Origin of the sequence: Streptomyces oceani, from assembly GCF_001751245.1 — a bacterium.
In the GTDB taxonomy this organism is placed as follows: Bacteria; Actinomycetota; Actinomycetes; order Streptomycetales; family Streptomycetaceae; genus Streptomyces; species Streptomyces oceani.
This window is the reverse complement of sequence record NZ_LJGU01000103.1, coordinates 1-24,387: the sequence shown is the minus strand read 5'-3', so window position 1 is coordinate 24,387 and position 24,387 is coordinate 1. Positions and strand designations below refer to the sequence as shown.

The 24,387-nt window shown below is 70.4% G+C and carries 25 protein-coding genes and 2 pseudogenes; 10 read left to right on the top strand and 17 right to left on the bottom strand.

The window, feature by feature from the left end:
* Positions 1-16 precede the first annotated feature (16 nt).
* Together AN216_RS03805 and AN216_RS03800 are read left to right on the top strand one after the other, a co-directional pair.
* A complete protein-coding gene (locus AN216_RS03805; RefSeq protein ID WP_070195155.1) occupies positions 17-3,364 on the top strand; it encodes a S41 family peptidase in 3,348 nt (1,115 codons plus the stop codon).
* Positions 3,365-3,520: 156 nt separating this feature from the next.
* Positions 3,521-3,853, top strand: a complete 333-nt coding sequence (locus tag AN216_RS03800; RefSeq protein WP_139140847.1) for a hypothetical protein — start codon at positions 3,521-3,523, stop codon at positions 3,851-3,853.
* A gap of 138 nt (positions 3,854-3,991) precedes the next feature.
* Here AN216_RS03800 and AN216_RS30600 read toward each other — a convergent pair whose 3' ends face one another.
* The 5 genes from AN216_RS30600 to AN216_RS03780 form a co-directional block, all read right to left on the bottom strand.
* A complete protein-coding gene (locus tag AN216_RS30600) occupies positions 3,992-4,123 on the bottom strand; it encodes a hypothetical protein (RefSeq protein ID WP_275522127.1) in 132 nt (43 codons plus the stop codon).
* A 78-nt stretch (positions 4,124-4,201) separates the two neighbouring features.
* A complete protein-coding gene (locus AN216_RS03795; protein WP_070195153.1) occupies positions 4,202-5,431 on the bottom strand; it encodes an FUSC family protein in 1,230 nt (409 codons plus the stop codon).
* A gap of 174 nt (positions 5,432-5,605) precedes the next feature.
* Entirely contained in the window at positions 5,606-6,490 is an 885-nt protein-coding gene (locus AN216_RS03790; protein ID WP_070195152.1) for an SDR family oxidoreductase, read from the bottom strand.
* Positions 6,487-7,545, bottom strand: coding sequence for an alpha/beta fold hydrolase (locus AN216_RS03785; protein WP_070195151.1), 1,059 nt, complete (start codon positions 7,543-7,545; stop codon positions 6,487-6,489). Before AN216_RS03785 ends, AN216_RS03790 begins: the two co-directional genes overlap by 4 nt.
* Complete coding sequence (locus AN216_RS03780) at positions 7,545-9,134, bottom strand: flavin-containing monooxygenase (RefSeq protein WP_070195150.1); 1,590 nt, start codon at positions 9,132-9,134, stop codon at positions 7,545-7,547. The genes AN216_RS03785 and AN216_RS03780 overlap by 1 nt, the downstream gene beginning before the upstream one ends.
* Before the next feature lie 362 nt (positions 9,135-9,496).
* Here AN216_RS03780 and AN216_RS03775 point away from each other — a divergent pair, with 362 nt between their 5' ends.
* Positions 9,497-10,480, top strand: coding sequence for a MerR family transcriptional regulator (locus AN216_RS03775; RefSeq protein WP_070195149.1), 984 nt, complete (start codon positions 9,497-9,499; stop codon positions 10,478-10,480).
* Here AN216_RS03775 and AN216_RS03770 read toward each other — a convergent pair.
* The 3 genes and pseudogenes from AN216_RS03770 to AN216_RS29035 form a co-directional block, all read right to left on the bottom strand.
* Complete coding sequence (locus AN216_RS03770; protein ID WP_070195168.1) at positions 10,429-11,163, bottom strand: YqjF family protein; 735 nt, start codon at positions 11,161-11,163, stop codon at positions 10,429-10,431. The genes AN216_RS03775 and AN216_RS03770 overlap by 52 nt on opposite strands.
* Before the next feature lie 90 nt (positions 11,164-11,253).
* Positions 11,254-11,639: pseudogene (locus tag AN216_RS03765) on the bottom strand (VOC family protein).
* A 49-nt stretch (positions 11,640-11,688) separates the two neighbouring features.
* The gene (locus tag AN216_RS29035) at positions 11,689-11,835 is read right to left on the bottom strand and encodes a hypothetical protein (RefSeq protein ID WP_170843016.1); all 147 of its coding nucleotides are present in this window, start codon (positions 11,833-11,835) and stop codon (positions 11,689-11,691) included.
* 146 nt (positions 11,836-11,981) lie between these two features.
* On the opposite strand from AN216_RS29035, the gene AN216_RS03760 reads away from it, so the two are divergent.
* Positions 11,982-12,641 (top strand): class I SAM-dependent methyltransferase, encoded by a 660-nt coding sequence (locus AN216_RS03760; RefSeq protein ID WP_070195148.1) that lies wholly within the window; start codon positions 11,982-11,984, stop codon positions 12,639-12,641.
* 57 nt (positions 12,642-12,698) lie between these two features.
* On the opposite strand, the gene AN216_RS03755 is transcribed toward AN216_RS03760, so the two are convergent.
* Positions 12,699-13,484, bottom strand: coding sequence for a helix-turn-helix domain-containing protein (locus tag AN216_RS03755; RefSeq protein WP_070195147.1), 786 nt, complete (start codon positions 13,482-13,484; stop codon positions 12,699-12,701).
* A gap of 117 nt (positions 13,485-13,601) precedes the next feature.
* Here AN216_RS03755 and AN216_RS03750 point away from each other — a divergent pair, with 117 nt between their 5' ends.
* Positions 13,602-13,856, top strand: coding sequence for a hypothetical protein (locus tag AN216_RS03750; protein ID WP_070195146.1), 255 nt, complete (start codon positions 13,602-13,604; stop codon positions 13,854-13,856).
* 123 nt (positions 13,857-13,979) lie between these two features.
* Here AN216_RS03750 and AN216_RS03745 read toward each other — a convergent pair whose 3' ends face one another.
* The 3 genes and pseudogenes from AN216_RS03745 to AN216_RS03735 all read right to left on the bottom strand — a co-directional run bounded on the left by AN216_RS03745 (position 13,980) and on the right by AN216_RS03735 (position 15,554).
* Complete coding sequence (locus AN216_RS03745; protein WP_070195145.1) at positions 13,980-14,303, bottom strand: helix-turn-helix domain-containing protein; 324 nt, start codon at positions 14,301-14,303, stop codon at positions 13,980-13,982.
* A pseudogene (locus tag AN216_RS03740) lies at positions 14,300-14,671 on the bottom strand (type II toxin-antitoxin system RelE/ParE family toxin). The gene AN216_RS03745 and the pseudogene AN216_RS03740 overlap by 4 nt, the downstream one beginning before the upstream one ends.
* A gap of 79 nt (positions 14,672-14,750) precedes the next feature.
* The gene (locus AN216_RS03735) at positions 14,751-15,554 is read right to left on the bottom strand and encodes an exodeoxyribonuclease III (protein WP_070195144.1); all 804 of its coding nucleotides are present in this window, start codon (positions 15,552-15,554) and stop codon (positions 14,751-14,753) included.
* A gap of 140 nt (positions 15,555-15,694) precedes the next feature.
* On the opposite strand from AN216_RS03735, the gene AN216_RS03730 reads away from it, so the two are divergent.
* A complete protein-coding gene (locus tag AN216_RS03730; RefSeq protein ID WP_070195167.1) occupies positions 15,695-16,171 on the top strand; it encodes a GNAT family N-acetyltransferase in 477 nt (158 codons plus the stop codon).
* Positions 16,172-16,234: 63 nt separating this feature from the next.
* On the opposite strand, the gene AN216_RS03725 is transcribed toward AN216_RS03730, so the two are convergent.
* The gene (locus AN216_RS03725; protein WP_070195166.1) at positions 16,235-17,455 is read right to left on the bottom strand and encodes a PP2C family protein-serine/threonine phosphatase; all 1,221 of its coding nucleotides are present in this window, start codon (positions 17,453-17,455) and stop codon (positions 16,235-16,237) included.
* A gap of 587 nt (positions 17,456-18,042) precedes the next feature.
* On the opposite strand from AN216_RS03725, the gene AN216_RS03715 reads away from it, so the two are divergent.
* Positions 18,043-19,296, top strand: coding sequence for a hypothetical protein (locus AN216_RS03715; RefSeq protein WP_070195142.1), 1,254 nt, complete (start codon positions 18,043-18,045; stop codon positions 19,294-19,296).
* Between the two features lie 250 nt (positions 19,297-19,546).
* Positions 19,547-20,104, top strand: coding sequence for a DinB family protein (locus tag AN216_RS03710; protein WP_070195141.1), 558 nt, complete (start codon positions 19,547-19,549; stop codon positions 20,102-20,104).
* 104 nt (positions 20,105-20,208) lie between these two features.
* Here AN216_RS03710 and AN216_RS03705 read toward each other — a convergent pair whose 3' ends face one another.
* Complete coding sequence (locus AN216_RS03705; protein WP_070195140.1) at positions 20,209-20,775, bottom strand: hypothetical protein; 567 nt, start codon at positions 20,773-20,775, stop codon at positions 20,209-20,211.
* The gene (locus AN216_RS03700; RefSeq protein ID WP_070195139.1) at positions 20,772-21,023 is read right to left on the bottom strand and encodes a helix-turn-helix transcriptional regulator; all 252 of its coding nucleotides are present in this window, start codon (positions 21,021-21,023) and stop codon (positions 20,772-20,774) included. The genes AN216_RS03705 and AN216_RS03700 overlap by 4 nt, the downstream gene beginning before the upstream one ends.
* A gap of 342 nt (positions 21,024-21,365) precedes the next feature.
* Here AN216_RS03700 and AN216_RS03695 point away from each other — a divergent pair, with 342 nt between their 5' ends.
* The gene (locus AN216_RS03695; protein ID WP_070195138.1) at positions 21,366-21,839 is read left to right on the top strand and encodes a hypothetical protein; all 474 of its coding nucleotides are present in this window, start codon (positions 21,366-21,368) and stop codon (positions 21,837-21,839) included.
* A gap of 85 nt (positions 21,840-21,924) precedes the next feature.
* On the opposite strand, the gene AN216_RS03690 is transcribed toward AN216_RS03695, so the two are convergent.
* The gene (locus tag AN216_RS03690) at positions 21,925-22,509 is read right to left on the bottom strand and encodes a Uma2 family endonuclease (RefSeq protein ID WP_070195137.1); all 585 of its coding nucleotides are present in this window, start codon (positions 22,507-22,509) and stop codon (positions 21,925-21,927) included.
* Positions 22,510-22,943: 434 nt separating this feature from the next.
* Here AN216_RS03690 and AN216_RS30595 point away from each other — a divergent pair, with 434 nt between their 5' ends.
* Positions 22,944-23,567, top strand: a complete 624-nt coding sequence (locus AN216_RS30595; protein WP_275522124.1) for a CAP domain-containing protein — start codon at positions 22,944-22,946, stop codon at positions 23,565-23,567.
* Between the two features lie 121 nt (positions 23,568-23,688).
* On the opposite strand, the gene AN216_RS03680 is transcribed toward AN216_RS30595, so the two are convergent.
* Positions 23,689-24,387: 3'-5' exonuclease (locus AN216_RS03680; protein ID WP_170843015.1), on the bottom strand; the 699-nt coding region annotated here is incomplete at its 5' end.

Below are 24,387 nucleotides of genomic sequence, written 5' to 3'. Positions count from 1 at the left end.
GGATTCACCCAGAAAAATGGGAGAGGTGACTGCTTGCGGACCCTATCTCCGGTTTCCTCACCTGCACGGTGACCTCATCTGCTTCAGCAGCGAGGACGACCTCTGGGTGGCCCCGCTCGCTGTCGAGGCCGACGGGCGCGCCCAGGCCACCCGCCCCGCCGACGAGCCGAGCGAGCGGGCCTGGCGGCTCACCGTGGACCGTACACGCGTCGGCCACCCCCGCTTCGCCCCGGACGGCCGGCACATCGCCTTCACCACCTGGCGCAGCCTGGACCCGGAGATCCACCTCGCACCCGTCGCCGGCGGCCCGGCACGCCGGCTGACCTACTGGGGCTCGTCGGACACCAGGGTCTGCGGCTGGACACCACCGGACGATTCGGGTGACTCGGATATCCTCGCCGTCGCCTCACACGGCCAGCCCTTCCCGCACTTCACCTGGTCCTACCGGGTGCCGACCGGGGGCGGCCCCGGCAGCCAGCTGCCCTGGGGGCCGGTCACCCACCTCGCGATGAGTTCCCGGCACCCGCCCACGGAACGCCAGACGCTGCTGCTCGCGGGCGCCGCGCCGCACGAGCCGGCTTCCTGGAAGCGCTACCGGGGCGGCGCCCAGGGCCGGTTGTGGCTGCTCGGCGAGCGGCTGCTGCCCGGGCTGGACGGCCACCTGGACTGCCCGATGTTCGTACGCGACCGGATCGCCTTCCTCTCCGACCACGAGGGCGTCGGCAACCTCTACAGCTGTCTGCCGGACGGCACCGACCTGCGCCGGCACACCGACCACGCCGACTTCTACGCCCGCCACGCCGCCACCGACGGCGAGCGCGTCATCTACCAGTGCGCCGGCGAACTCTGGCTCGTCACCGACCTCTCCCCCGACGGCGTCCCCCACCGGCTGCGGGTACGCCTGGGCGGTCCGCGCACCGGCCGCCGTACGCACCAGGTGCCGGCCGCCACCCATATCGACTCCCTCGCCGCCGACCACACCGGCCGGGCCAGCGCCGTCTGCGTACGCGGCAGCCTGTACTGGCTCACCCACCGGGACGGTCCGGCCCGCAGCATCGCCGACACCCCCGGCGTACGCGTACGGCTGCCCGCGATGCTCGGGGACACCGGCCGGATCGCGTACGTCACCGACGCCGAGGGCGAGGACGCGCTGGAGATCGCGGACCTGCCACGGGCCACCCGCCCGCGCAGCCCGCGGCGCGTGGCGCCCGGGGAGTTGGGCCGGGTGCAGGAGCTGACCGCGGCGCGGGACGGCGACTCGGTCGCGGTCGCCACGCACGACGGCCGGCTGCTGCTGGTGGACATCCGGGACGCCGAGGACGGCGGCCCCGCCGCGGGCGGCAGCCGGGTGACGGAGGTGATCCGCTCGGTCAACGGGCCCGTACGGGACCTCGCCTACTCCCCCGACTCGCAGTGGCTGGCCTGGGCACAGCCCGGAGTGGGGCGCTCACTGAGCCAGATCAAGATCGCGCGGCTGGGCACCGAGCCGACGCTGCTCGACGTGACCGACGGCAGGTTCGAGGACGAGCAGCCGGTGTTCACCGAGGACGGCCGCTATCTCGCCTTCCTGTCCTGGCGGGGCTTCGACCCGGTGTACGACGTGCACACCGGCGACCTGTCGTTCCCGCTGGGCTGCCGGCCGTACCTGGTTCCGCTGTCCTCGGCGACGCTCTCGCCCTTCGCGCTCTCCCCGGACGGACGGCCAGCCGCCGGGGGCCTGGACCCGCAGGACACCGCGATGGAGAACGGCACCGTGCTGGTCGAGTCCGAGGGCCTGAGCAGCCGGGTCACGCCCTTCCCGGTCACGGCGTCCAAGTACTCCGCGTTGTGCCCGGTCAGCGGCGGCGGCCTGGTCTGGCTGCGGTACCCGATCTCCGGGGTGCTCGGCGAGACCTTCGCCAACCCGGCGGACACCTCTGGCCGCCCGACCCTCGAGCACTTCGACATGATCAAGGCGAAACGCACCGAACTCACCGGCTACGCCGACTGGTTCTCGGTGAGCGGCGACGGTTCCCGACTGGTGCTGAGCGACAGCGGCGACCTGCGGGTGGTGCCGGCGTACGAGCCGCCGGACTCCGACTCCGTCACGCACATCGACCTCCGCCGCATCATGCACGAGGTGGACCCGGCGGCCGAGTGGCGCCAGTGCTTCGAGGAGGCCGGCCGGATCATCCGGGCGTACTTCTGGGAGCCGGGCATGTGCGGCATCGACTGGGACGCCATGCTGGCGCAGTACCGCCCGCTGGTGGAGAAGGTGGCCTCGCCGGGCGAGTTCGCGGACCTGCTGCGGGAACTCCTCGGTGAGTTGGGCACCTCGCACGCGTACGTCACCTCCGCGCGCCGTGACGAGGGCCCGCCGCACTACCAGCGGCCGATCGGCCTGCTGGGCGCCAACTTCTCCCGTACGGAGGCCGGCGAGTGGCAGCTCACACGCATCCTGCCCGGCAACTCCTCGGACTCTCGGGCACGTTCGCCGCTGGCCGGCTCCGGCATCCGGGAGGGCGCGACGCTCACGCACGTCGACGGCCGCCCGGTGGACCCCGTCGAGGGGCCGGCGCCGCTGCTGACGGCGGCCGGCGGCACGACCGTGGAACTGACCTTCTCCCGCTCCGACCCGGAGCGCCCGCCGCGCCGGATCGCGATCGTGCCGCTGGTGAACGAACGTCCGCTGCGCTACCAGGACTGGGTGTCCCGCCGACGCGCGGTCGTACGCGAACTGAGCGGCGGCCGGTGCGGCTACCTGCACATCCCCGACATGGGCGGCTCCGGCTGGGCGCAGTTCAACCGGGACCTGCGGATGGAGATGTCCCGGCCCGCGCTGATCGTGGACGTACGCGGCAACGCCGGCGGGCACATCAGCGAGTTGGTGGTGGAGAAGCTGACCCGGGAGATCCTGGGCTGGGACCTCACCCGGGACGCCCAGCCGGTGAGCTACCCGAGCAACGCGCCACGCGGTCCCGTCGTGGCCCTGGCGGACGAGGCGACCGCCTCCGACGGCGACATGATCACCGCGGTGTTCCGGCTGCTCGGGCTGGGGCCGGTGGTGGGCAGCCGTACGTGGGGCGGGGTGGTCGGGATCACCGGTCGCCACCGGCTCAACGACGGCACGGTGATCACGGTGCCGATGAACGCAGCCTGGTTCGACGCGTACGGCTGGTCCGTGGAGAACCACGGTGTCAGTCCGGACATCGAGGTCGTCCGGACCCCGCTGGACTGGGGCGAGGGCCGGCACAGCGTACTGCGGGAGGGCGTACGGGTCGCGCTGGAGCGACTCGAGGAGCACCCGGCCGCGACGCCCCCGGACTACGCCGAGGTGCCGGATCTGCGTCGTCCGTCACTGCCGCCCCGGGGCGGGGGCGAGTGACCCGAGAAGCGCGGAGTTTCGTCCGCGATGCGGCGATTTGATGACTGTGTCAGCCTGAGGAGTGTTACGGGCTTATCGGGCTTTATGCCCTTCCGTATCTCCAACCTTCCCGGCCCTTTCGGGCTTCCGTTCCTCGCGCCTTGGAGTGATGTGACCGTGGGTATCTCAGACCAGTTCGACGACAAGTCCAGCGAGTACGAGTCCGAGCGGCGGGCCGACGAGGCGCGGCAGCGCGGACGCCAGCAGGAGGACGACAGTCAGCGCGGCACCCAGGAGGAGCGGGAGAGCCGCCGCATGGAGGACGAGGGGGGCATGAGCGGCGGCGACCAGCGCTCCATGGAGGAGCACGGCGGCGGGATGGGCGAACACTCCGGAGGCACCGGCCAGCGGGAGCAGCGTGGCGAGCGCGGCGGGATGGACGAGGAGACCCGGGAGCGTGGCCGTACGGCCTGGGAGGAGGACGAGGACGACGAGGGCATGGCCTTCTGAGTGCCGTCCTGAACGGACCTGGTACGCACGTGCCGCGACCGCGGGCACCCCGGCAGGGGTGCCCGCGGTCACAGCACCCCGTCAGGGGTGCCCGCAGTCGCAGCACCCCGGCGGGGGTGCCCGTCGGAGGCCAGTGCGTCAGCGCGCCGAGCGCTCCTTCTCGTGCGCCTCCCCGCCCGCGCCGACCAGTCCGGTACGCATCGCGGACTCGGCCAGCCTGGGCTCGAAACGCGCCTTCTCGTTCGAACCGGCACGTTGCCATGCCGCCAATGTTGGGAATGCAGCGGTGAGGCGGCGTACCAGGGGATCGCAGCGAGCTTGCGTCCCTATTGCTAAGACCCGCGCAAGTCAGCTCGTGGCGTTGCGCGCCACTTGGGAGTCAACTCCGTTCTTCAACACGTCGCAGGTGTGCTGGAATTCGTCCATCAGTCGACTCGCCTCTGCCATGAGAATTCCGTACGGCTTGGCAGGATCACTGAGGGGCACTGACCGTTCTTGGGCCTCTCTTTCCAGCTGATCGCGACACTCTTGAGCTTCTTGAGCAGACTCACACAGTTCAACGGACTGCTGGCGAAGCTGGCCCTCGTTGATCTCACTCAGCAGTCCGGCGATGCGTGCGAGAGAGGCCAGGAAGTCGCCGTAGGCGCGGACGAAATCGAGATGGCCTTGGCTGCCATCAGCGTCATGCCACTGGTCGAAACTGCGGGCCATGGACGCCACCTGGTAGGTGACCCGTTCCAAAGCGTCGACGACAGCCTGGTAGCCGGCGAAGGAACCAGGTACCCGGTGATTGCGCAGCAGGCGACGTGGATTGTAAAGCGTGCTTTCCCATGCGGTCTGTACAGACGCCTGGGCCTGAGAACTGACCGACCCCAGTTGTGCAGCGCGCCGCCGCCAATGCTGGGTACGTTCTTCGTCCAGTTCACCTTCACGCAGCGCCGCGTACATGTCACTCACCAGCTCGCACAACGAGTGAGCGAGAGTGTGTATGCCGTACTCGCCACTCCGGTATCGCATCGGCGGAATTATCAACACATTCACGACCACGCCCACCCCGCAGCCGATGAGAACCAGCAGAATGATCTGACCCAACTGCGTCCACCTGTCCGACGCCGAAACAGCTGCCACATAGGTGGAGAAGGCAAAAAACGCCGCCGTCACAACCTGAGATCCCTGAGATCCCAGTCGACGCCATCGACCGATCAACAACGCAGCAAACGTCACCATCACGAACGTGAACAAGTGAGGGCCCGCGAGAAACCCCAGAACCCCCTGCATGAGGACACCCGACGAAACCGCTCCCATATAGCGCAGGGCTTGCAAGAGTGACTGGTAGACGGTCACCTGCATAATCAACACCGCTGAGAACGGCGCGAATGCGGGGGACTGCGCCCCGAGCACATCGCTCCCGATAACCCACGCGACAGCAGCAGCCAGGGTGCTCTTGCAGATCAGAGCGAGAGTTTGTCGCTCATGACCATCCGATCCGACCGCGCGGTGGAGCCACTGCCGCGCCCGGGCCGAACTACCTTGCGCGGCCGCGTGCGTACGTTGTGATGAGACATCGGCCTCGCTCATCAACTGACCTCCACCGGGGTGCTCAGCCACCATGTGGCGTGGCGCCATGTGAGTACCCCGTCGCTACGAGACCATTCCAGGAATCAGCACAGCAGCCCGTGTTGACGACCTTGCCAGCCGAATCCCTTCCTCACCCGACGACAGGGACCACCGTGGGGCATCGACCCATACAGCTCAGCGCGCCGAGCGCTCCTTCTCGTCCGCCTCCCCGCCCGCGCCGACCAGTCCGGTACGCATCGCGGACTCGGCCAGCCTGGGCTCGAAGCGTGCCATCTCGCGTTGCCCCACCGCGCCGATCACCGAGGGCAGCCAGCCGCGCATACCCTGCATGCCGCGCAGCCACCACTGTCCGTAGACATGGTGCGAGCGACGTTCGATCCCCTCCACCATGCGGTCGACGGCGGGGCCGAGCGGGTAGGTCTTGTTCGCCGGCCAGGGCAGCCGGTCCCGCAACTCCCGCATCACCTCGTCCTCGTCCGCGCCGCGCACCATGTCGGTGTCGGTCCAGCTCAGATAGCCGACCCCGACCCGTACACCCCTGTGCCCGACCTCGGCACGCAGACAGTGGGCGAACGCCTCGACCCCGGACTTGGACGCGCAGTACGCGCTCATCATCGGCGCCGGCGTGATGGCGGCAAGCGAGGCGACCTGGAGGAAGTAGCCGCGGGAGGCGAGGAGCAGCGGCAGGAAGGCACGGGCGGTGACCGTGCCACCGACGAGGTTGACCTCGATCACCCGCCGCCAGCTGTCCGGGTCGGAGTCCGCGAACGGCCCGCCGGACGCGACCCCGGCGTTGGCCACCACCACGTCCACCTTGCCGAAGCGTTCCTTGACCTCGCGGGCGACCCGGCTCATCTCGGTGTGCTCGGTGACGTCCGCGTGCCAGTACGCCGCGTCCGTACGCAGGCCGGCGCAGACCCGCTCCAGGGCCTCCGGCTCCAGCCCGACCAGGGCCAGCCGGGCGCCCCGGGCGGCGAGTTTGCGAGCGAGCAGTTCGCCGACGCCACGGGCGGCTCCGGTGATGACGGCGACCTGACCGTCCAGGTCCCTACGGGTCATCGTGACTCCTCCTTGGCCTGGTTCCTCGGGTGTTCGGGGTGCTGAGCGTTCTGGGGGTGCTCCGGGTGCTCGGGACGCATGGCGGATTCCCCGGAGTCCCCCGGCTCCCGCTCAGTGCCGCCCGCCGCCGTCAGGTGTTCCCGTACGAGCGTGGCCAGCACGCCGCTGATCAGGTCCGGCCGCTCGACGGGAGTCATGTGGCCCCGACCGGGCACCTTGGTGAGGCCGACGCAGTGCGGCAGGGCCGCGGCCATCCGGTGGGCGTGCGCGCTGGCGGGGGTGAGCCGGTCGGCGGTGCCGGCGACGACCGCGGTGGGGACGTCGATCAGCGGGAGCCGGTCGAGGAGTTCCACCTCGTCCAGCACGTGCGCCCAGGCCGCTCGCGACCTGCGCGGGCAGGCGTGCACGATACGGGCGCAGACGTCCACCTGTTCCCTGCTCGCCTCGCGGCTCATGGTCACGTACCGCAGGATCGCCCGGGAGACCGGAGTGACCGGTCCCAGCGGCAGCTTGCTGCCCAGCAGGGCGGTCTGGATGCGCGCACGCAGCGCGGGCGCGCGGACGGGCACCACCCGGGCCGAGCCGACCAGCCCCGACATCCCGCTGCTGCACAGCATCAGGGCGGCGGCCCGGGAGCGCAGCGGTTCCCGGTCGGCTGCCGCGACCAGTGTCATGGCGCCCATCGAGTGCCCGCCCAGCACGGCCCGTTCGCCCGGCGCGAGGGTGGCGTCCAGCACGGCGCACAGGTCCTCGGCGAGCGTGTCGGTGCCGTAACCGGCCGGGTCGGCGAGGGCTGACCGACCGTGTCCGCGCAGGTCGTACGCGATCACCCGGTGCCCCTCGGCCACCAGCGCGCGGATCACCGGCGCCCAGAAGGCGGTCGAACAGGTCCAGCCGTGCACGAGCAGCACCGCCGGCGCGTCGTCGGGCCCGTGCACCTCGGTGTGCAATCGGGCGCCGTCCGGGGCGAGCACGACCAGCTCGCGGTCGGGGCGCGGCGGGGTGAGGACGCTGGCCGGGCGGTTCGGGCTTCCGGGGCGGAGGAGAGACGGCATCAGGGCTCCCGCACGGTGTGGGCGGCTTGGGGGCTCGCGGTGGAGGCAGCGGCGCTACGGACGGCACGGGCCGATCCGGCACGGGCGGACCCGACCGGAGGAGCCGCGGTGTCGGGGCGGCGCAGCACCTCGTACTCGTTCAGGTCGAGCTGTCGGGTCACCCGTCGGAACTCGCTGGTGGTGCCGGGCCACACGGTCGTGTTCCGACCGTTCGCGTCCAGGTACCAACTGTCGCAGCCACCGGTGTTCCAGACGGTGCGGCGCATCCGGTCCTGGACGTGGTCGTTCCACGCCGTCACCGCCTCCGGTCGGGCGTCGAAGGCGGTCCGGCCGCCGAGCGTGTCCAGCTGCCGCAGGTAGTCGACCAGGTAGTTCAGCTGCGCCTCGATCATCAGGATCATCGAGCTGTTGCCCAGCCCGGTGTTCGGTCCGATGATCGTCATGAGGTTGGGGAAGCCGGCCATCGTGCATCCCCGCAGCGCCTGCATGCCGCCGTCCTGCCACTCCTCTGCGAGGGTGGTGCCGTTGGCGCCCTTGATCCGGTCCGCGATCGGCATGTCGGTGACGTGGAAGCCGGTGCCGAAGACGATCGCGTCCACCTCGGTCTCCGTACCGTCCGCGGCCACCAGGGTGTTACCGCGCACCTCACGCAGGCCGGCCGGGACGACGTCGACGTTCTCCCGGGCGAGCGCCGGATAGTAGCTGTTGGACAGCAGGATGCGCTTGCAGCCGATCCGGTAGTCCGGCGTCAACTGGCGGCGCAGCTCCGGGTCCTTGATGGCCTGACGCATGTGGGCGCTGGCCAGCTTCTCCACCAGACCCAGCTGGTTCGGCCGCTTGGTGAACGCGCCGACCTGGAGTTCCCGGATCGTCCAGAGCAGTCGCCGGCGCAGCGCGCCGGTGAGCGGTACCCGGCCGTGCAGCCAGCGTTCCGCTCCCGAGATGCGCCGGTCGACGCGGGGCATCACCCAGGGCGGCGTCCGTTGGAAGACGGTGAGCCGGTCCACCTCCGGGGCGATGGCGGGGACCACCTGGATCGCGGAGGCTCCGGTGCCGATCACCGCGACCCGCTTGCCGCGTAGGTCGTAGTCGTGGTCCCAGGCGGCGGAGTGGAAGACCCGGCCCTCGAAGGTGTCCAGGCCCGGGATGTCCGGGACCTTCGGGTCGGACAGCGGGCCGGTGGCGGACGCGACGAAGTCCGCGGTGAGCGTGCCGCCGCTGCCCTCCAGCACCCAGTGCAGTTCCTCGGGGTCCCAAGTCAGCTGGGTGACTTCAAAGTTCAGCCGGATGTGCGGGCGCAGCCCGAAGGTGTCGGCGATCTGCTCCAGGTACGCCCGGATGTGCGGCTGTCCGGAGAAGGTGCGGGGCCAACTCGGGTTGTGGGCGAAGGAGAAGGAGTACAGGTGCGAGGGCACGTCGCAGGCGCAGCCCGGGTAGCTGTTGTCGCGCCAGGTGCCGCCCACGGAGTCGCGGCGCTCCAGCACCACGAAGTCCGTGACGCCGGCGCGGCGTAGTCGTACGGCCGCTCCGAGGCCGCCGAATCCGGACCCGATCACCGCCACCCGTACGTGCTCGTGCTCGGCTGTCATGCCGCCTCCCGGGGCTCGCTGCCGCTGGGTACGGTCGCAGGCCGCGCCTGTTTCCGCGTATTACGCCAGCAATCACTGGCATGGTTGGAGCGTAGGGCAGGCGACTACCGATGGGTAGGGGGCGCGAGGAAGAAAGTTACCGGCGGTTGCACCTAGGAGCGTCTGGCGGTGGGTGAGTGGGAGAAGAAGGGTGTCGAGGCCCAAGTCCGGCAAGGCGGAGGAGGAGCCGGCTGCGCTGTCGACCGACGACAACGCAGCCGGGCGCCGGGCATCGGCGACCGACATCGCTCACCCGCCGCCAGACGCTCTCACCCCGGTGGATCTCATGGCGGCCGATCAGCCTCCCCACATAGGCTGCGACCGTGGCTCCCACCAAGCGCACGGCCGACCCGGACGGCACCCCAGGCTCCGCCCACGACCCGGCGCGGGCCGGCACGCGCGGGCGCGGCACGGAGCACGCCGCCTCGCAGCGTGACCCGCGGTCCGTCCCGGATGATGACCCGCGGTCCGTCCCGGACGCGCCCCACCCGCGCGCGCAGTACCGCGCCGCCGAACTCGCCGAGCAGGCCGGCATCACCCCCCGCACCCTGCGCTTCTACCGGGAGCGCAAGCTTCTCCCGCCGCCCCGCCGCGAGGGCCGTATCGCCTGGTACGACTCGCGCCACCTGGCACGTCTGCGCACCATCAACGCACTACTCGCCCGGGGCCACACCCTCGGCGGCATAGCCGACCTGCTGACCGCCTTCGAGCACGGCCGGGTCGGCGCCGGCACGGCCGAACTGATGGGCCTGGAAAGCATGCTCGGCACGCCCTTCTCCGAGGAGGAGCCCGTACGCCTCACCCCGGAGGCGCTGGCCGACCACTTCCAGGGCGCGGTCACCCCGGAGAACCTCGCCAACTCGCTCGACATCGGCTACGTCACCGTGGACGGCGAGGAGATCGTGCACGTCAGCCGCCGGCTGCTGGAGTCCTCCGCCGCCCTCGTGCAGGAGGGCATCCCGCTCTCGGCCGTACTGACGGCCGGACGCGAACTCCGTACCCACACCGACGCCATCGCCCGGGTCTTCAGCGAACTGCTGCGCCGCCACGTCCTCGCCGACGACCTCGTGGACGGGCGGGCCAGCGAGATCACCGAGACCCTGGAGCGCCTCCGTCCGCTGGCCAAGCAGATCGTGGAGGCGGAGCTGGGCCTGGCGCTGGACCGGCGCGTACGCTCCGAACTGGACGGCTGGCTCCGGCCGTCGGAGGCCACGGAGCCCTCAGAGCCGGCTCAGCAGCCGTCCGAGCCGCCAGCTCAGGAGACCACCAGCGGCGTACCGAACCGGACCGAGACACCCGGCGAGTAGAGCACGCTGACCGGCGGCCCCGCCGCCTCCGGCACCCCCGCGGCCGTGAGGAGCGCCTCGTCCAGCCCGAGGAGTTCGGCCCGGTGCAGCGGCCACTCCAGATGCTCGTTCGGCAGGTGGAGCGTGCGGCCGTACCAGGACACGTGCAGGCCCCAGCGCGCCGTCAGGAACCGCTCCAACTTCCCCGGCCGCGCTATCCGTTCGCCCGGACGCACGGTCACCCGGCTCACCGTACCGACCGGGCTCGGCCAGCGACGCCGACAGGTGTACGTCAGCACGTCCCCGTCCCGGCGCAACCGCATCCGCGACCAGGCGTACGGCAGGCCCACGCCGACCCGGCCGAGCAGCACCGGCAGCAGCCGCGCGGCGTCCAGCGAACGGAACACCACGGCCCGCCGGCCCTCCCCGTCCACCGAGTACAACCGCACGTTCGTCTCGCAGAACGTACGGAAGTACGGCACACCCGGCTCGCCCGGCAGCCGCACCCGGTGCATGCGGAAGGGCACCAGGCCGACGTACGTCATCCCGTCCAGGGTGTCCGGCACGGTGCCGTCCGGCAGCAGGCCCGCGACCCGGTCGGGCTGCACCGGCCAGTGCAGGAAGGTCAGCTCATGCCAGCCCTGCACCAGGGACGGCCGGCGCACCGGCCGCGGGGTGAGCGGGGTCAGCGGTTCGACGGCCATGCCCGACAGCATGCCGTACGGTGCGAGCCGGCCCGTCGCGGGCCCACGACGAGTAGGCCCCCGCGCCGTAGGCCCCTCCGGGACGGCGGCTCAGGTGTGCCGGCCCGCGAGCACGCAGAACTCGTTCCCCTCGGGATCGGCGAGACAGACCCAGTCCTCCTCGCCCTGGCCGACGTCGGCACGTCGCGCACCCAGCTCGAGCAGGCGTCGGACCTCCTCGTCCTGTTCCCGGTCAGTCGGGTTGACGTCGATGTGCAGCCGGTTCTTGACGGACTTGCCCTCGGGCACCCGCGCGAACGTCAGCATCGGCGGCACCGGACCCGGCTGCCGCTTGGCGTCCGGAGCCGCGGGGGAGCGATCATGACGAGTCCGTCCTCCTCGTCCCGCACCTCGTAGTCCAGCACCGCGCACCAGAACCGGGCCAGCTCCCACGGGTCGGCACAGTCGATCGCGAGCTCGGTGAACTTGCTGGTCATGTCAGGTCCTTCCAGTCGTCGTCGGGCCCGCCCGCGGCGTGAGCGCCGCTTACTCCGCGAAGGGCACCAGGTACAGCACATCCTTCAGGCCGGCCGCGAGCATACGGGTCGCGAACGACAACTCCCGGAGTGTGACGTTCGGTTGTTCCACGAGGTCCTGGGCGTGTGCGAGCACCTTCCGGGCGTTGCTCGGCATGGCGGCGAGCGAAGTGGGTCCAGGTCACGAGCACCTGCTGTCCCCACCGCACGGGCGCCGCGGAAACTGCGGGAGGACGGCTACACGCGGACCGAGCGGGGGTTGGGGTCATTCTGGGTCCGGCCAACGGCTTAGCATCCTCCCTCGTGACCGAACCCTCCGCGCACCTCCGGGCTACCGCCGACGCCTACGACGCCGTGGCCGTCCGCTACGCCGAACTCCCCCGCGACGACCTGACCGCGCTGCCGCTCGACCGCGCGATCCTCGCCGCCTTCGCCGAGTCCGCACGGGCCGCCGGAGCCGGACCCGTCGCCGAACTGGGATGTGGCCCCGGACCCGTGACCGCGCATCTGCGGGACTTGGGGCTGGACGAGGTGTTCGGCGTCGACCTGTCACCGGTGATGATCGACCTCGCCCGCCATACGTACCCGGACCTCCGCTTCGAGGTCGGCTCCATGGACGCCCTGGACCTGGCGGACGGCGCGCTGGGCGGCATCGTCTGCTGGTACTCGATCATCCACACCCCACCGGAGGAACTGCCCGCGTACTTCGCGGAGTTCCGCCGGGTGCTCGCGCCGGGCGGCCACCTCCTGCTCGCCTTCTTCGAGTCGGAGGGCGAGCCGGTCACGCCGTTCGACCACCGGGTGGCCACCGCCTTCCGGTGGCCGATCGACGAGCTGGCGGAACTGGCCGGCGCGGCCGGATTCGTCGAGGTCGGCCGGCTGCTGCGGGCGCCCCACGGCGAGGAACGCCGGCACCGCCGGGGACGCCTGCTGCTGCGTGTCAGCTCCGTCGCCCCGGAGTGACGCGGTGAGCGCCGGCGGTTCGGCCCGTACGAGCCAGGGAGGAGCGCTCGTCGGCAGCTACTCGGGCGGGCGGCTGTAGCTTTCCAGCGTCTCCCGCGAGGTGGACGTGTCCTGGAATGAAAGCTCCCAAGGGCCGGTGCTCACGTCGAATTCGCGCCCGAACCCGACCCATTTCCCGCTCATGCGGCGCCCGGTCGGCTCGATCAGCAACTGAACGGCCCCGTGGTATCGAGCCCCGGCGTAGTAGCCGTCCTGAGCGGTCTGTTCCACCCACGTCCCGGTCACGACGTTGCGATCGACGGTGAGATCCAGCGACAGCGGCGAATCCGGATGGGCGGACGCCCCCTCCAGCGAACGGGCCGTGAGCCGGTTACCGCGCTGCACCAGCACGACGTAGTGGCGCCCTATGATCGTGGCGTCACGACCGGAGGAGAAGAACTCGTAGCGGGAGAGCCACACACCCGAGTATTCACCGACTGGCTGCGTCGCCGGCGTCTCTATCGGGCTGTCCGCACCGTTGGCGCTGCTCTCCATGTGGTGTCCTCCACGGCCATCGCTGGTCACCCGAGCCATAGGGACCGGGAGCACAAACCCTAGTGACTCGACGGGCAGCCCGGTAACACTTTCCAGCGCCCGCGCGTATACCGGTCGGGGCCACCGACTCACGCCACTCTCCCAGCGCTGCACAAGTCGCTTGGAGGCGTCGTTGGGGTCCCCAGCGGTGTTCCCGGCCCGGCGGATGGCTCGCGCCAGGTCGTCCTGGCTCAGCCGAAGGCTCATCCGTACGGCGCGCAATGTGGTGTTCGGCGCGGTGCCCGGCACCGTGTCCGCTGTGACGCTCATGGCGCCATCATCCCTCAACGAGCCGCGAATGACGTCACTTTGACGCCTTCGAGTGACATCCATTCAGCACCCCTCTATGCCGTCGCGGAGACCGTGTGTCCCGGCGAGCCTCGAAGGATGAGCAGCTACCAGGACGAATCCAGCCCAGCAACGGTCACCAGCAACCGCACCGGCACGGCGATCTTCGTATCCGACCGAGATGAGGCAACGGACCAACTGCTCGAATCGGCGCAACGCGTGTGCGAGCTGGCGAAAGCATCACTCGCGCTTCCCCCCAGCGAACTGAGCCTGAGCGAGACGCGAGGGTCACTGACGCTGGTGACCCGTTCCCTCCAAGACGTGCTGGAGATCGTGCGGAGTCATCCGAGCTAGTCAGCGCCCGGTAGCGACGTACGGCCGGCCGCTATCCGAAGACCGCCGTCCCCGGCGCGTGGTCGCTCCACGTACGGCAGCGATCGCCTGCCGAGCGGACAGGACGAGGACACGCGGGGTTTCTCACGCTGCGTGCGGCCTGAAGGTGACCCGGGAGTTCCCCTCATCGATGGACAAGAGGAGAGAACCGTCCAACGCCTTCGCCAGACGGTGCAGGATCGGCAGCGTCGGCACGGTGTCACCGCCCTCCATCCGGGAGATCTGTGGCTGGGTCATGCCGGCCCGCACCGCCAGCTCCACCTGGGAGAGTCCCAGCTCGGTACGTCGGTCGTACACGGCCTGGCCCAAGTCCCCAGCGAGCCGCGCTTCCACGTATTCCTGGTCGTACTCGACGCCCTCTCCGGCGAGCTGTCGGGTTCGCCTGGTCCGCCACCCGCTGTGGTTCACCGTTGCTCCTCATCCCGCTCGTAGACGTGATCAGCCGCGCCGCGCTCGTCCTCACAGGTCCTCTGCGCGGCACGTGCCCGTTCGACCTCAGCAGCTTCCCGCATCCGAGTCTTGCGGAAGACCGTGAGCAACACGATCCGCCGCCCGGGGGCCAGCCAGTACGGGACCCTCACCGCCTCGCCGCCCAGATCGAACCGCAGCTCTCGCAGCTTTCCTCCGAGATGTCGGGAGTACGGTTAGCCCAGCGTGGTCGGCGCATCCAGCAATCGATCGGCCTTGTCCTCGACTCGCCGGTACAACCGAAACGGCAGCAGTTCCAGCCACTCACGCACCTCCGGCTCCACTTCGAGCCGCCACACGTCATCCATGCAACAGACGCTATATGCAACAGAATGCATGGCGAGGCGGATCTGCACAACCGTCGAGGAGCGAAGTCCGGCTGGACCCTCAGACGTCGAAGACCGCCGTCACCGGGGCGTGGTCCGACCACCGCTCCGCGTGGCTGGCGGCCCGCTCCACGTACGCCTTCACCGCACGCTGGGCCAACCCGGCCGTCGACATGGCGTAGTCGATGCGCCAACCCGAGTCGTTGTCAAAGGCCCGCCCCCGGTACGACCACCAGGAGTACGGCCCGGACTGGTCCGGGTGCAGGGCGCGTACGACATCCACGTAGCCGCCGTCGGCCGGGTCAAGGAGCTGGCTGAGCCAGCCGCGCTCCTCGGGCAGGAAGCCGGCGTTCCTCCGGTTGGCGCGCCAGTTCTTCAGGTCCGCCTCCTGGTGCGCGATGTTCCAGTCGCCGCAGACCAGCACCTCGCGGCCGTCCGCCGCGGCCTTCTCCCGAAGCTCACGCAGGTACGGCAGGAAGGCGGCCATGAAGCGCTCCTTCTCGTCCTGCCGCGCCGTGCCGACCTCGCCGGAGGGCAGGTAGAGGCTCGCCACGGTCAGGCCGGGCAGGTCCGCCTCGATGTACCGGCCCGAGTCGGTGAACTCCGGCTCCCCGAAGCCCACCCGTACGTCCTCCGGCTCACGTCGGGTGAGCAAGGCCACACCGGCCCGGCCCTTCGCCGCAGCGGGCGCGTACACGGCGTGCCAGCCGGCGGGCTCACGGATCTCGTCGGTCAGCTGGTGCCCCTCGGCACGCACCTCCTGCAGGCACACGACGTCCGCCTCGCTCGCCGCGAGCCAGGCGCCGTAACCCTTGCGGGCGGCGGCTCGTAGGCCGTTCACGTTGACCGTCGTCACCTGCTGCACGTGCTCGCTCCCGATCGACTGCGCCGGCGGGACAGCCTACGGGATCGGCGGAGGTCGCCGGGCGGCACCGGGAGCTGACACCGATCCCCGTGCCCGGCGCCGCCCCGGGGAGCCGATTCGCGGCGCATACCATGGCGGGCATGCGGATCGTCCCCACTCGTTACGACCACCCCGACGCGGTCAAGCTCGACGCCATGGTGCAGGAGGAGTACGCCGTGCGATACGGCGACGAGGGCGACGTCACCTACCTCGCCCCACACATGTTCGACCCGCCGCGCGGGCTGTATCTCCTCGGCTACGACACCGACGGCAGCCCGGTGGCGACCGGCGGCTGGCGTACCCAGGAGGAGGTCGACGAGGGGTACGCGCGCGGGGACGCCGAGATCAAGCGGATGTTCGTCGTGCGTGAGGCGCGGGGGCGCGGCCTGGCCCGGCGGATACTGGCCGAGCTGGAGGACAGCGCGCGGCAGGCGGGCCGGCGGCGGATGGTGCTGGAGACGGGCCTGGCGCAGCCGGAAGCGATCGAGCTGTACCGCTCCAGTGGATACGAGGAGACCGAGAAGTTCGGCTACTACCGCTTCCACGGGGAGAGCCGCTGCTTCGGCAAGCTGCTGTGAACACGTACGTACGGGCCGCCGAGCAGACGCCGCCGGTGTCGGGGCGGGACAGCCACGGTGCCGTCACGCGTCGCCGCCTGCCCGGGGCAACCCGACGAGGTCCGCGGATTCGCTCGGGGCGTAGCCGGCGGGGCCGTGCCACTCCAGCAGAAGCACCGTGGCGTCGTCGTCCAGCTTCCCCTGGTGGAACTCCAGGTGCCGGCGCACCAGGCGGCGCAGGGTCTCTGGCACCGGGAGTTCGTCGACCTGGTGGCGGATGAGGAAGTCGGTGAAGCGTTCGAGACCGAACTCCTGGCCGCGGGCGCTGCGTGCCTCGATGATGCCGTCGGTGTAGAGCAACAACCGGTCGCCGGGGTGTAGCTGGTGCCGGCACACGGTGACGGGGGCCGTCGTGAGGTCCGTACCCATCGGCGGTGCTGGAGGGCAGTCCAGGTTCACGGTGGCACGGCTGCGGATGATCACTGGCGGGTGATGGCCGCGGCTGAGCCATTCGAGCGCGCCGGTCTCGGTGTCCAGCGTGGCGATGATGCCGGTGACGTAGCGCAGGTACCCGAACTGATCGCGCAGCGCGTCCTCCACCGCGACGGAGCACTCGGCGAGGCCCACACCGTGCCGGCGGGCGTTACGAGCCGCTCCCAGCGCGAGCTGGACCGTCAGGCCGGCGGCGGTGTCGTGACCCATCGCGTCGAAGACGGCGAGGTGTACGGTGCGGCCGTCGACGGCGTAGTCGAACGCGTCACCACTGATCGCGTACGCGGGCTCCATGACCCCGCTGATCATCACGCGGTCGGTGGCGAAGGTCCGCGACGGCATGAGCCGCCACTCCATCTCGGCGGCCACGTTCATACGACGTCGGCGCACCAGCCGTTCGTAGTAGTCGCTGAGGTCTCTCTTGCTGACTACCATCAGCGCGATCAGGCTGGCCAGAGCGCGCATGTCCACCACCGTGGTGGGGTCGACCTGCGCGGCGGTGATACGCAGCACCCCCAGCCGCTCGGTGCCGTCCAGCAACGGCACCCACCAGCGATCGGCCTCGGAAGGGGACACGGGCAGGATCTCCCCGTGCTGGAAGGCCCGTCCGGCCACCGTCCCGTCGACGTTGAGTTTCTCCTCCGCGTGCACCGCGGACGCCTCGCCGGTGACCGGGCTCAGCACCTCCTGTTGCAGGTCCGCGAGGTAGATCAGCACGTCCAGCAGCCCGACCGGGGCGGCGTACCGGTTCACCAGTTCCGGAAGTTGTTCCAGGGTCGACAGATGGCTGCTGGTCAGGAGCGTACGGAACATCGCTGCCCGTTCCCGCCCCCGCTCCCCGGCGGAGTCCTGGTGCTCTGGTTCCTCACCGGGAGGAGTGCTGTGCGCGCTCATACCTTTCCGTCCTGCACGGGAGTGGGCTTCCACCCATACACGTATCGGCTCCCGTGATGCGGCTAGGGCGCGCGGTGACGTGGTGGTGGCCATCGACCACCACCCGGGCGAGGCGCGTACCGTCGAGTTCCCGGACGGACGAGCATGGCGGCGCGTCACCACGACGGCCGAGGCGATACGTGAGGACGCGCGTAGCGACGCGGGCGCCAAACTGGACGCCCCTCGGGCTGCGCTGGACGGCCCTGGACAAGCGCTGCCGCAGCTGTACCGGAGGGTGAAGCCCCCGGAGGGCCGCGGAAGAAGCTGATCGGGGACGGCGATCCGAAGCGCTTCGTGCACCGGAGGACCAGGTGAAACCGGCACCGGAGACGAGGGGTGCCGTACGCGGCGCTCGCCGTCATGAAATCGATCTCTTTCGGGACGGGACGAAGTACCGCCGCATGTTGCATGCTTGGTCATCTCCGTCGGCGCCGGCCGTGACTTGGCCTGGCGATGGTCGACGGAACGTGACTGAGCGAACCGAGTTCCAGGGGGAACTGATGTCTCCGAAAAAGAGGCGCTACCGGCAGGGTGTGACCGCTGTTGCCGCCGTAGCGCTGACCGTGACGGCAGCCCAGATAGCCATCGGCGACGAGTCGGACGGGGGCGGCGGCCAGGACGAGCCGGAGAATGCAGCCTCGAGTTGGCAGGTCGAGCACTACAGCGAGTCGCTGGACGCCAAACTGACCGATGTCGCCCCGGTGTCCGGCACCGAGGGGTGGGCGATAGGCGAGGACAGCGAGGAGACCGCACTCGCTCCCGTGCTGCTGCACGGTTCCGGGAAGGGCTGGAAGAAGAGCGAACTGCCCGCGGAGATCGAGGGCAAGGACACCAGTCTGACCGGCATCGAGGCTTCCGGTCCGGACAACGTGTGGCTGTTCGGCGAGCGGGCGGACAACGCGGAGTCCGCTCCCTTCGTCTACCGCTACGACGGCGAGCGGTGGCGGAAGGTCCCGCGGCCCGCGGGCTCCGCGGGCGTCGTGTCCGTGGCCGTCGTCGGCTCGGACGACGTGTGGGCGCTGCACGGCGACTCGGCGGCCAGCCACTGGGACGGCGAGGGCTGGACCAAGACCAAACTGCCGGCCGACGCCAACACGTTGGGCAACGCGGGAGCGGACCAGGTGTGGGCCGTCGGCAGCCAGGATGACCAGAAGGGCGAGACACTGTCCCAGCCCGCGGCGATGCGGTGGGACGGCGAGTCGTGGAAGCTCATCGACACCCCGGAGTACCGGTTCCCCAAGCCGAGGCCCCCGGAGGAGGACGCCTATCTGGAGACGGTGGTCCCGGTGTCCGAGAACGAGGTGTGGGCGCTCGGCGAGCACACCTTCAACCACGGTGAGACCACTCCGGAGCCGGACGCGGAGAACATCCTGCTGCGCTGGAACGGCGACAAGTGGCAGCGGATGCCCGAGGAAGCGACCAGCCGAGTGGGGGTGGACGGGATCGCCGCGTCCGACGGGAACGGCGGCCTGCTGCTGGACGACAACGACTCCTGGCATCTGACGAAGGACGGAGAGGTCCGGGAGATCGGCGAGCACAAGCCGGTGCCCGGCCGTACGGGCGAGGTCCGGGAGGTCGACGAGAAGCAGAAGTTCTGGCCGGAGATGATGGTCAAGGTGCCTGGCGAGGACAAGGTGTGGAGCGCGGGGGTGATCGAGCTCGGCACCCAGGGCGACGCCAACTTCCGGCGTGGGGCCGTGCTGAGCTACGCCACCAAGTAGGCGCACTCGCCGACCCGCGTTGCTGAGGCTCGTGAGGCGGTACGGAGCGAGGACCTCCGGTGCGGTGGAGCCGTCTGGGCGACACCGCACCGGGGGTCCTCGTGCGTGGCCTCGGGCGGGCACATGGACATCCGCTCTCCGTTCGCCATGGCTACGACACGACCGCTGCGGACAGAATCTGACCGCAGTGGTTCCTAACGTGGTTTCTGACCGAGGGGAAACCGGAACCAGAACCCGTAAGGCGGCTGCCATGACCGTTGACAAGCCCACCACTGACACTCCCAGCGGGTCCGAGCGTGCTTCGGGCGAGCGTGCCGAATGGCTGGAGGCCCTGGCCAAACACCGGCACTTCCTGCGCTTCACCACCCGTGACCTCACCGACGAGCAGGTGGGGACGCGAAGCACCGCCAGCGAACTGTGCCTGGGCGGACTGATCAAGCATGTCGCCTCGGTCGAGCAGGGCTGGGCGAACTTCATCCTGAACGGCCCCTCCGCCATGGGGGACTTCAGCACCATGACCGAGGAGGACTGGGCCGCTCGGGCGGCGGAGTTCCGGATGCTGTCCGGCGAGACGCTGGCCGGAGTGCTGGACCACTACGCGGACGTGGCGCGGAGGACCGACGAGTTGGTCACCACCCTGCCCGACCTGGACACCACCCAGCCGCTGCCGGAGGCCCCGTGGTTCGAGTCCGGGGCGCGGTGGTCGGCCCGCCGGGTGTTGATGCACATCATCGCGGAGACCGCTCAGCACGCCGGTCACGCCGACATCCTCCGGGAGTCCCTGGACGGGTCCAAGAGCATGGGCTGACCGGCGCGTTGGCCACGGCACCGGGGCGGCGCTCCGGTCCGTACGCGGCGGGACACCGGCTCCCGTACGGACCGGGGCCGCGTACGGGAGCCGTGCGGGCGGGGTTACGCCACCGCGGGGGCGTGCGGCTCGGCGTGCTCGCCCCACTCCTCGTCCGCCGGCTCGTCCGGCACCCGCCAGGCGGCGATCCAGAGCGGCAACAGCCAGTGGGTCAGGGCGACGGCCAGCACGGTCACCGCGAGCGGCAGCGCCGCCCCGGACAGTTCGGCGCCGGCCCAGTGCGCGCCGCCGAAAGCGCCGAGGGCGGCGACCATCACCAGCAGGCTGCCGCGGTGTGCGAGAGCCAGCACCACTGCCCGTTCGGCGGCCTGTCGCTCGTCGAGCATCCGGGGACGCAGTTCGAGCAGTCCGCGGGTGACGGCGTTGAGCATGCCGGTCACCGGCATCCAGAGGAGCAGCGCGGCGAACAGCGGCAGGCACCACCACAGTTGGCCGGTCGCCACCAGCAGCGTGCCGCTGGTCGTGGCGACAGCCGTCAGCGCGAGGTGCGCGAGGACCGCCTGGACCCGTCGCGCGCGGGTGGCGCACATACGCCGGGCCCGTGGGTCGTTCATGCTCTGGTACGTCCAGCGGTCGCGTGCGGTGATCCGCGGTGCGTCGTTCCCCGTCATGATGCCGGCTTCCTTCCGTATACCTCGTCGGTGAGCGGCCGGAAGGGTTCCAGCGCGAACAGCGCTTCCACCGGCAGCTCGAAGTGGGCGGCGATGCGCAGGGCCAGGGCCAGGCTGGGGTTGTACTGGCCGCGCTCGATGTACCCGATGGTCTGGTAGTGGGCACCGACCGCCTCGGCCAGGCGCTGACGGGACACTTTCCGCTCCGCTCGCACCATGGCCAACCGATTGTGCACCTGCTCGCTCATGTATAAGAAGTACTACATCTAGAAGCGTGTACGCAACATGGCGATGTGGTTCCAAGAGGGCGCGGAGCCGGTCTGGGGCCGTTCCGTCCGCCAGTGCCCACGGCCATAGGGTCACTGAGCTCCGCTGTTAACCAACCCCACACACATTCCCCACGATTGGTCAGAACCGGCTGCGTCATCGAGGCGTGTAGCAGTGCGAATCGCGCGGCATGGCGCGGCTGCGGAGTCCTCGGCCCACCGACCACGCGCCCATCGAAGACAGGAGCCATCATGGCCAGCCCCGCGCCACGAAACCCTTACGACGGTGGGCCGTCCGGACCGAACAGCCGGCGCCGGAGACCCTTGACCGCCACCGCTTTCACGGTGCACGCGCTGCTTGTCGGCTCGGTGATGACCGGCGGCTGCGGCTACGGCCTGTACGCGAGCTGGGCCTGGATGAACGACGCGGCACCGGGCGACAACCGGACCATCGGCGGCGTCTTCGCGCTCTTCCTGTGCGTGCTGGGCCTGGCGACGGGCCTCACCATCCTGCGTTCCGGCTGTCTCATGCTGCGCGGCCGAGCTCGCTCGCACACCGGGGCGATCGCCACCTACTTCCCCCTGCTCTCCGTGCCGGCCATCGCCCTGCCGAACGGCATTCTCAGCTGGGACCCCGGCTCGGACTCCTGGACGACGCAGATGCGGGGTTTCGGGCTCGCCCTGGTCGTACTGCTCAGCGGCATCCTGCTGGGCAGGGCAAAGGCGACACTCGAGTACTTCGGCCACCCCCCACGAGGCGGCGGCCCGGCCGGCCGTCGCCCCGCCCCCAGGGGGTGACGAGCCGGGCCGTACGTACGCGGCGCCGGCCCCGGCTATCGCGGCGACGCCTACCCGCCCGCGTACGAGAGCTGCGCGGTGACCGCTACAGCCGGTCGATCCGGGTGAGGTCGATGTCGATCGCGAACGGCACCGACAGCTTCAACTGGTCATGGTGGATGCCCGTCGCGACGTACGCGCCCGAGGCCGGATCCAGCTCGTAGACGTAGACCACCGGACGACGTCCCGTGCTCTTCTCCACCCGCCAGAAGTGCTCGATACCCGCTTCCGCGTACAGCTGTGGCTTCCGCTTCCGGTCGCGCTCCTCCGAGTCCGGGGAGACCACCTCCACCACCAGGGACACGTCCTCGGGGTGATAGCCGGTCTCTTCCGCTTCCGCGCTCACCGCCGTCGCGCTCAACACGAGGACGTCGGGCTCGGGCCGGTTGCGCCTGCTCAGTGTCACCGCCATCTCCCGTGCCACCCGGGCGGATCGCGGCGCGCACTCCCGCAGCGTCGTGGTGAGCAGATCCACCGCCAGCGAGTGGAAATACTTCTGCGGGCTCACGAAGACCAGGCTCCCGTCGATCAGCTCAGTGTGCGGCGGGAGGTGCGGCATCCGGTCCAGGTCCTGCGCGGTGAAGCCGTCCGGTGGCGGAAAGGCCCAGGCAGGCAGCGGCTCTGCGGTCATTGTCCCTCCCATACCCGGATTCTCGGCCCTGCGGCCAGCTTAACCACGGCGTACGGCGCGTCCCCACCCGTACGAGTGAGCCCCCGGCGCTCGGGCGACGGTGCGGCCGGAAACCGTGCGGGCCGAGGACCAGTTCGTGGTGGCCCACTGTCACACACCTGCCGTGGGGACCCGTCGAGTTGCCATAACGAACAGATGACGACGCGGGACATGGGCTCCGTTGCCCGCTCTCTCCGTACGAAGCACCACACCGAGAACGACCGGAAGCACCAGGTCACGGCACCGTAGGACGCACGGCGGGACTCGCAGACGAGCGGCGGCCCTGCGTACCCGGATCGCGGCCGGTTCCGGTGTCCTCCTCGCGCTGGGCACTGTGACAGCGGTGACCGTGACCTCCCAGAGCGAGTCGGGCGACCGGCACAGCTCCGCTGCCGGTGAAGCGGACACGGTGGGCAACCAAGGGAAACCTACTGAGGACAACAGGGCGGACCGCGCGAAGAAGCAGCAACTGGCCCGCGACGCCGAGAAGCAGCGCACGGCGCGCGAGCGCGCGGTGGGCTCCGCGCGACAGGCGGGGCAGCAGCAGGCGGAGCGGAAGCGAAAGGCCGCGGCAGCGGAGGCCCGGAAGAAGACCGCGACCGCGGGGGCCAAGAAAGGGGCCGGTTCTGCGGAGGCCAAGAAGAAGGCCGCGGACTCCTCCGACGACTCAGGCTCGGCGGACAGCGCTTCCGCCATGTCCGCCGACGAACGCCAACCTATCCCTGCTCAACCGGCGTCGCGGCGGTATGGGGCTCGGCTCGGTCAAGGAGAGCGACGAGCTCGCCCTTCAGGCCGAACGCTGTTCCTCCGCCAGCCTCGCGAAGGGCGCGCTCGAACACTGCGGACACGAAGTCCTGTTCGTGGGCGGTCCGCACACCACGCCCGAGGCCATGGTGGATGCCTGGTTCCGAAGCCCGGGGCACAAGACCGCACTCACCTACGACAGCTCGACGAAGGCGGGCGCTGCCATCGTCAGGAACGACGGTCAGCTCGTCGCGGCCATCACGATCGACTACTGACACCGTCGATCGGCCTCGACGCGGCCCGCCGGTGCCCGCGCCCCGCGGGCCGGTGGGCGCGCGTGCGCAGCCGTGCGACGTGGCGGGCGAGCCGTCTGGTTGCGGAGCGCGCGTCGCGCGGCTAGAGCTTCTGCACGGGTGCGTACCGCAGCAGCAGCCGCTTCGGCTTCTCGTCCCCGAAGTCGATCGTCGCCTCCGCGTTGTCCCCGGCCCCGTTCACCGCCACCACCGTGCCCAGGCCGAAGGAGTCGTGTGTGACCCGGTCCCCCGCCGACAGCGACACCACGGGACGGTCGCTGCCGCGCCGGGTCGCGAACCCGGCCGCTCCCCGGCCGGCCCCGGACGCCCCGCCGGAGGCCGTCCCGGTCATGGCCGAGGCGCCGCCCCCCGCAGCGGGCGCCGGACCCGCGGCCGGACCGGTGCGCTTCCACTCCACGTACGCCTCCGGGATCTCCTCCAGGAACCGGGACGGCGGGTTGTACTGCGGCCTCCCCCACACGCTGCGCATCACCGAGCGGGTGAGCATGAGCCGTTCCCGGGCGCGGGTGATGCCGACGTACGCCAGCCGACGCTCCTCCTCCAGCTCCTTGGGCTGGCCCAGCGCCCGCTGGTGCGGGAACACGCCGTCCTCCAGGCCGGTGAGGAACACCGTCGGGAACTCCAGGCCCTTGGCGGTGTGCAGCGTCATCAGGGTGATCACGCCGGTGTCGTCCTCCGCCGCGTCCTCGTCCGGGATCTGGTCGGAGTCGGCGACGAGGGCGACCTGTTCCAGGAACTCCGCCAGCGTGCCAGGGTTCTCCTCGCCCCGGTCCTGCTCGAA

Excerpts from the sequence above, each read along its gene's own strand:
- AN216_RS03805 (WP_070195155.1), top strand. The coding sequence starts at position 17 with ATGGGAGAGGTGACTGCTTGCGGACCCTATCTCCGGTTTCCTCACCTG.
- AN216_RS03795 (WP_070195153.1), bottom strand. The coding sequence starts at position 5,431 with ATGAGCGAGGCCGATGTCTCATCACAACGTACGCACGCGGCCGCGCAA.
- AN216_RS03790 (WP_070195152.1), bottom strand. The coding sequence starts at position 6,490 with ATGACCCGTAGGGACCTGGACGGTCAGGTCGCCGTCATCACCGGAGCC.
- AN216_RS03785 (WP_070195151.1), bottom strand. The coding sequence starts at position 7,545 with ATGCCGTCTCTCCTCCGCCCCGGAAGCCCGAACCGCCCGGCCAGCGTC.
- AN216_RS03780 (WP_070195150.1), bottom strand. The coding sequence starts at position 9,134 with ATGACAGCCGAGCACGAGCACGTACGGGTGGCGGTGATCGGGTCCGGA.
- AN216_RS03770 (WP_070195168.1), bottom strand. The coding sequence starts at position 11,163 with ATGGCCGTCGAACCGCTGACCCCGCTCACCCCGCGGCCGGTGCGCCGG.
- AN216_RS29035 (WP_170843016.1), bottom strand. The coding sequence starts at position 11,835 with ATGCCGAGCAACGCCCGGAAGGTGCTCGCACACGCCCAGGACCTCGTG.
- AN216_RS03755 (WP_070195147.1), bottom strand. The coding sequence starts at position 13,484 with ATGAGCGTCACAGCGGACACGGTGCCGGGCACCGCGCCGAACACCACA.
- AN216_RS03750 (WP_070195146.1), top strand. The coding sequence starts at position 13,602 with ATGAGCAGCTACCAGGACGAATCCAGCCCAGCAACGGTCACCAGCAAC.
- AN216_RS03730 (WP_070195167.1), top strand. The coding sequence starts at position 15,695 with ATGCGGATCGTCCCCACTCGTTACGACCACCCCGACGCGGTCAAGCTC.
- AN216_RS03725 (WP_070195166.1), bottom strand. The coding sequence starts at position 17,455 with ATGTTCCGTACGCTCCTGACCAGCAGCCATCTGTCGACCCTGGAACAA.
- AN216_RS03710 (WP_070195141.1), top strand. The coding sequence starts at position 19,547 with ATGACCGTTGACAAGCCCACCACTGACACTCCCAGCGGGTCCGAGCGT.
- AN216_RS03705 (WP_070195140.1), bottom strand. The coding sequence starts at position 20,775 with ATGACGGGGAACGACGCACCGCGGATCACCGCACGCGACCGCTGGACG.
- AN216_RS03700 (WP_070195139.1), bottom strand. The coding sequence starts at position 21,023 with ATGAGCGAGCAGGTGCACAATCGGTTGGCCATGGTGCGAGCGGAGCGG.
- AN216_RS03690 (WP_070195137.1), bottom strand. The coding sequence starts at position 22,509 with ATGACCGCAGAGCCGCTGCCTGCCTGGGCCTTTCCGCCACCGGACGGC.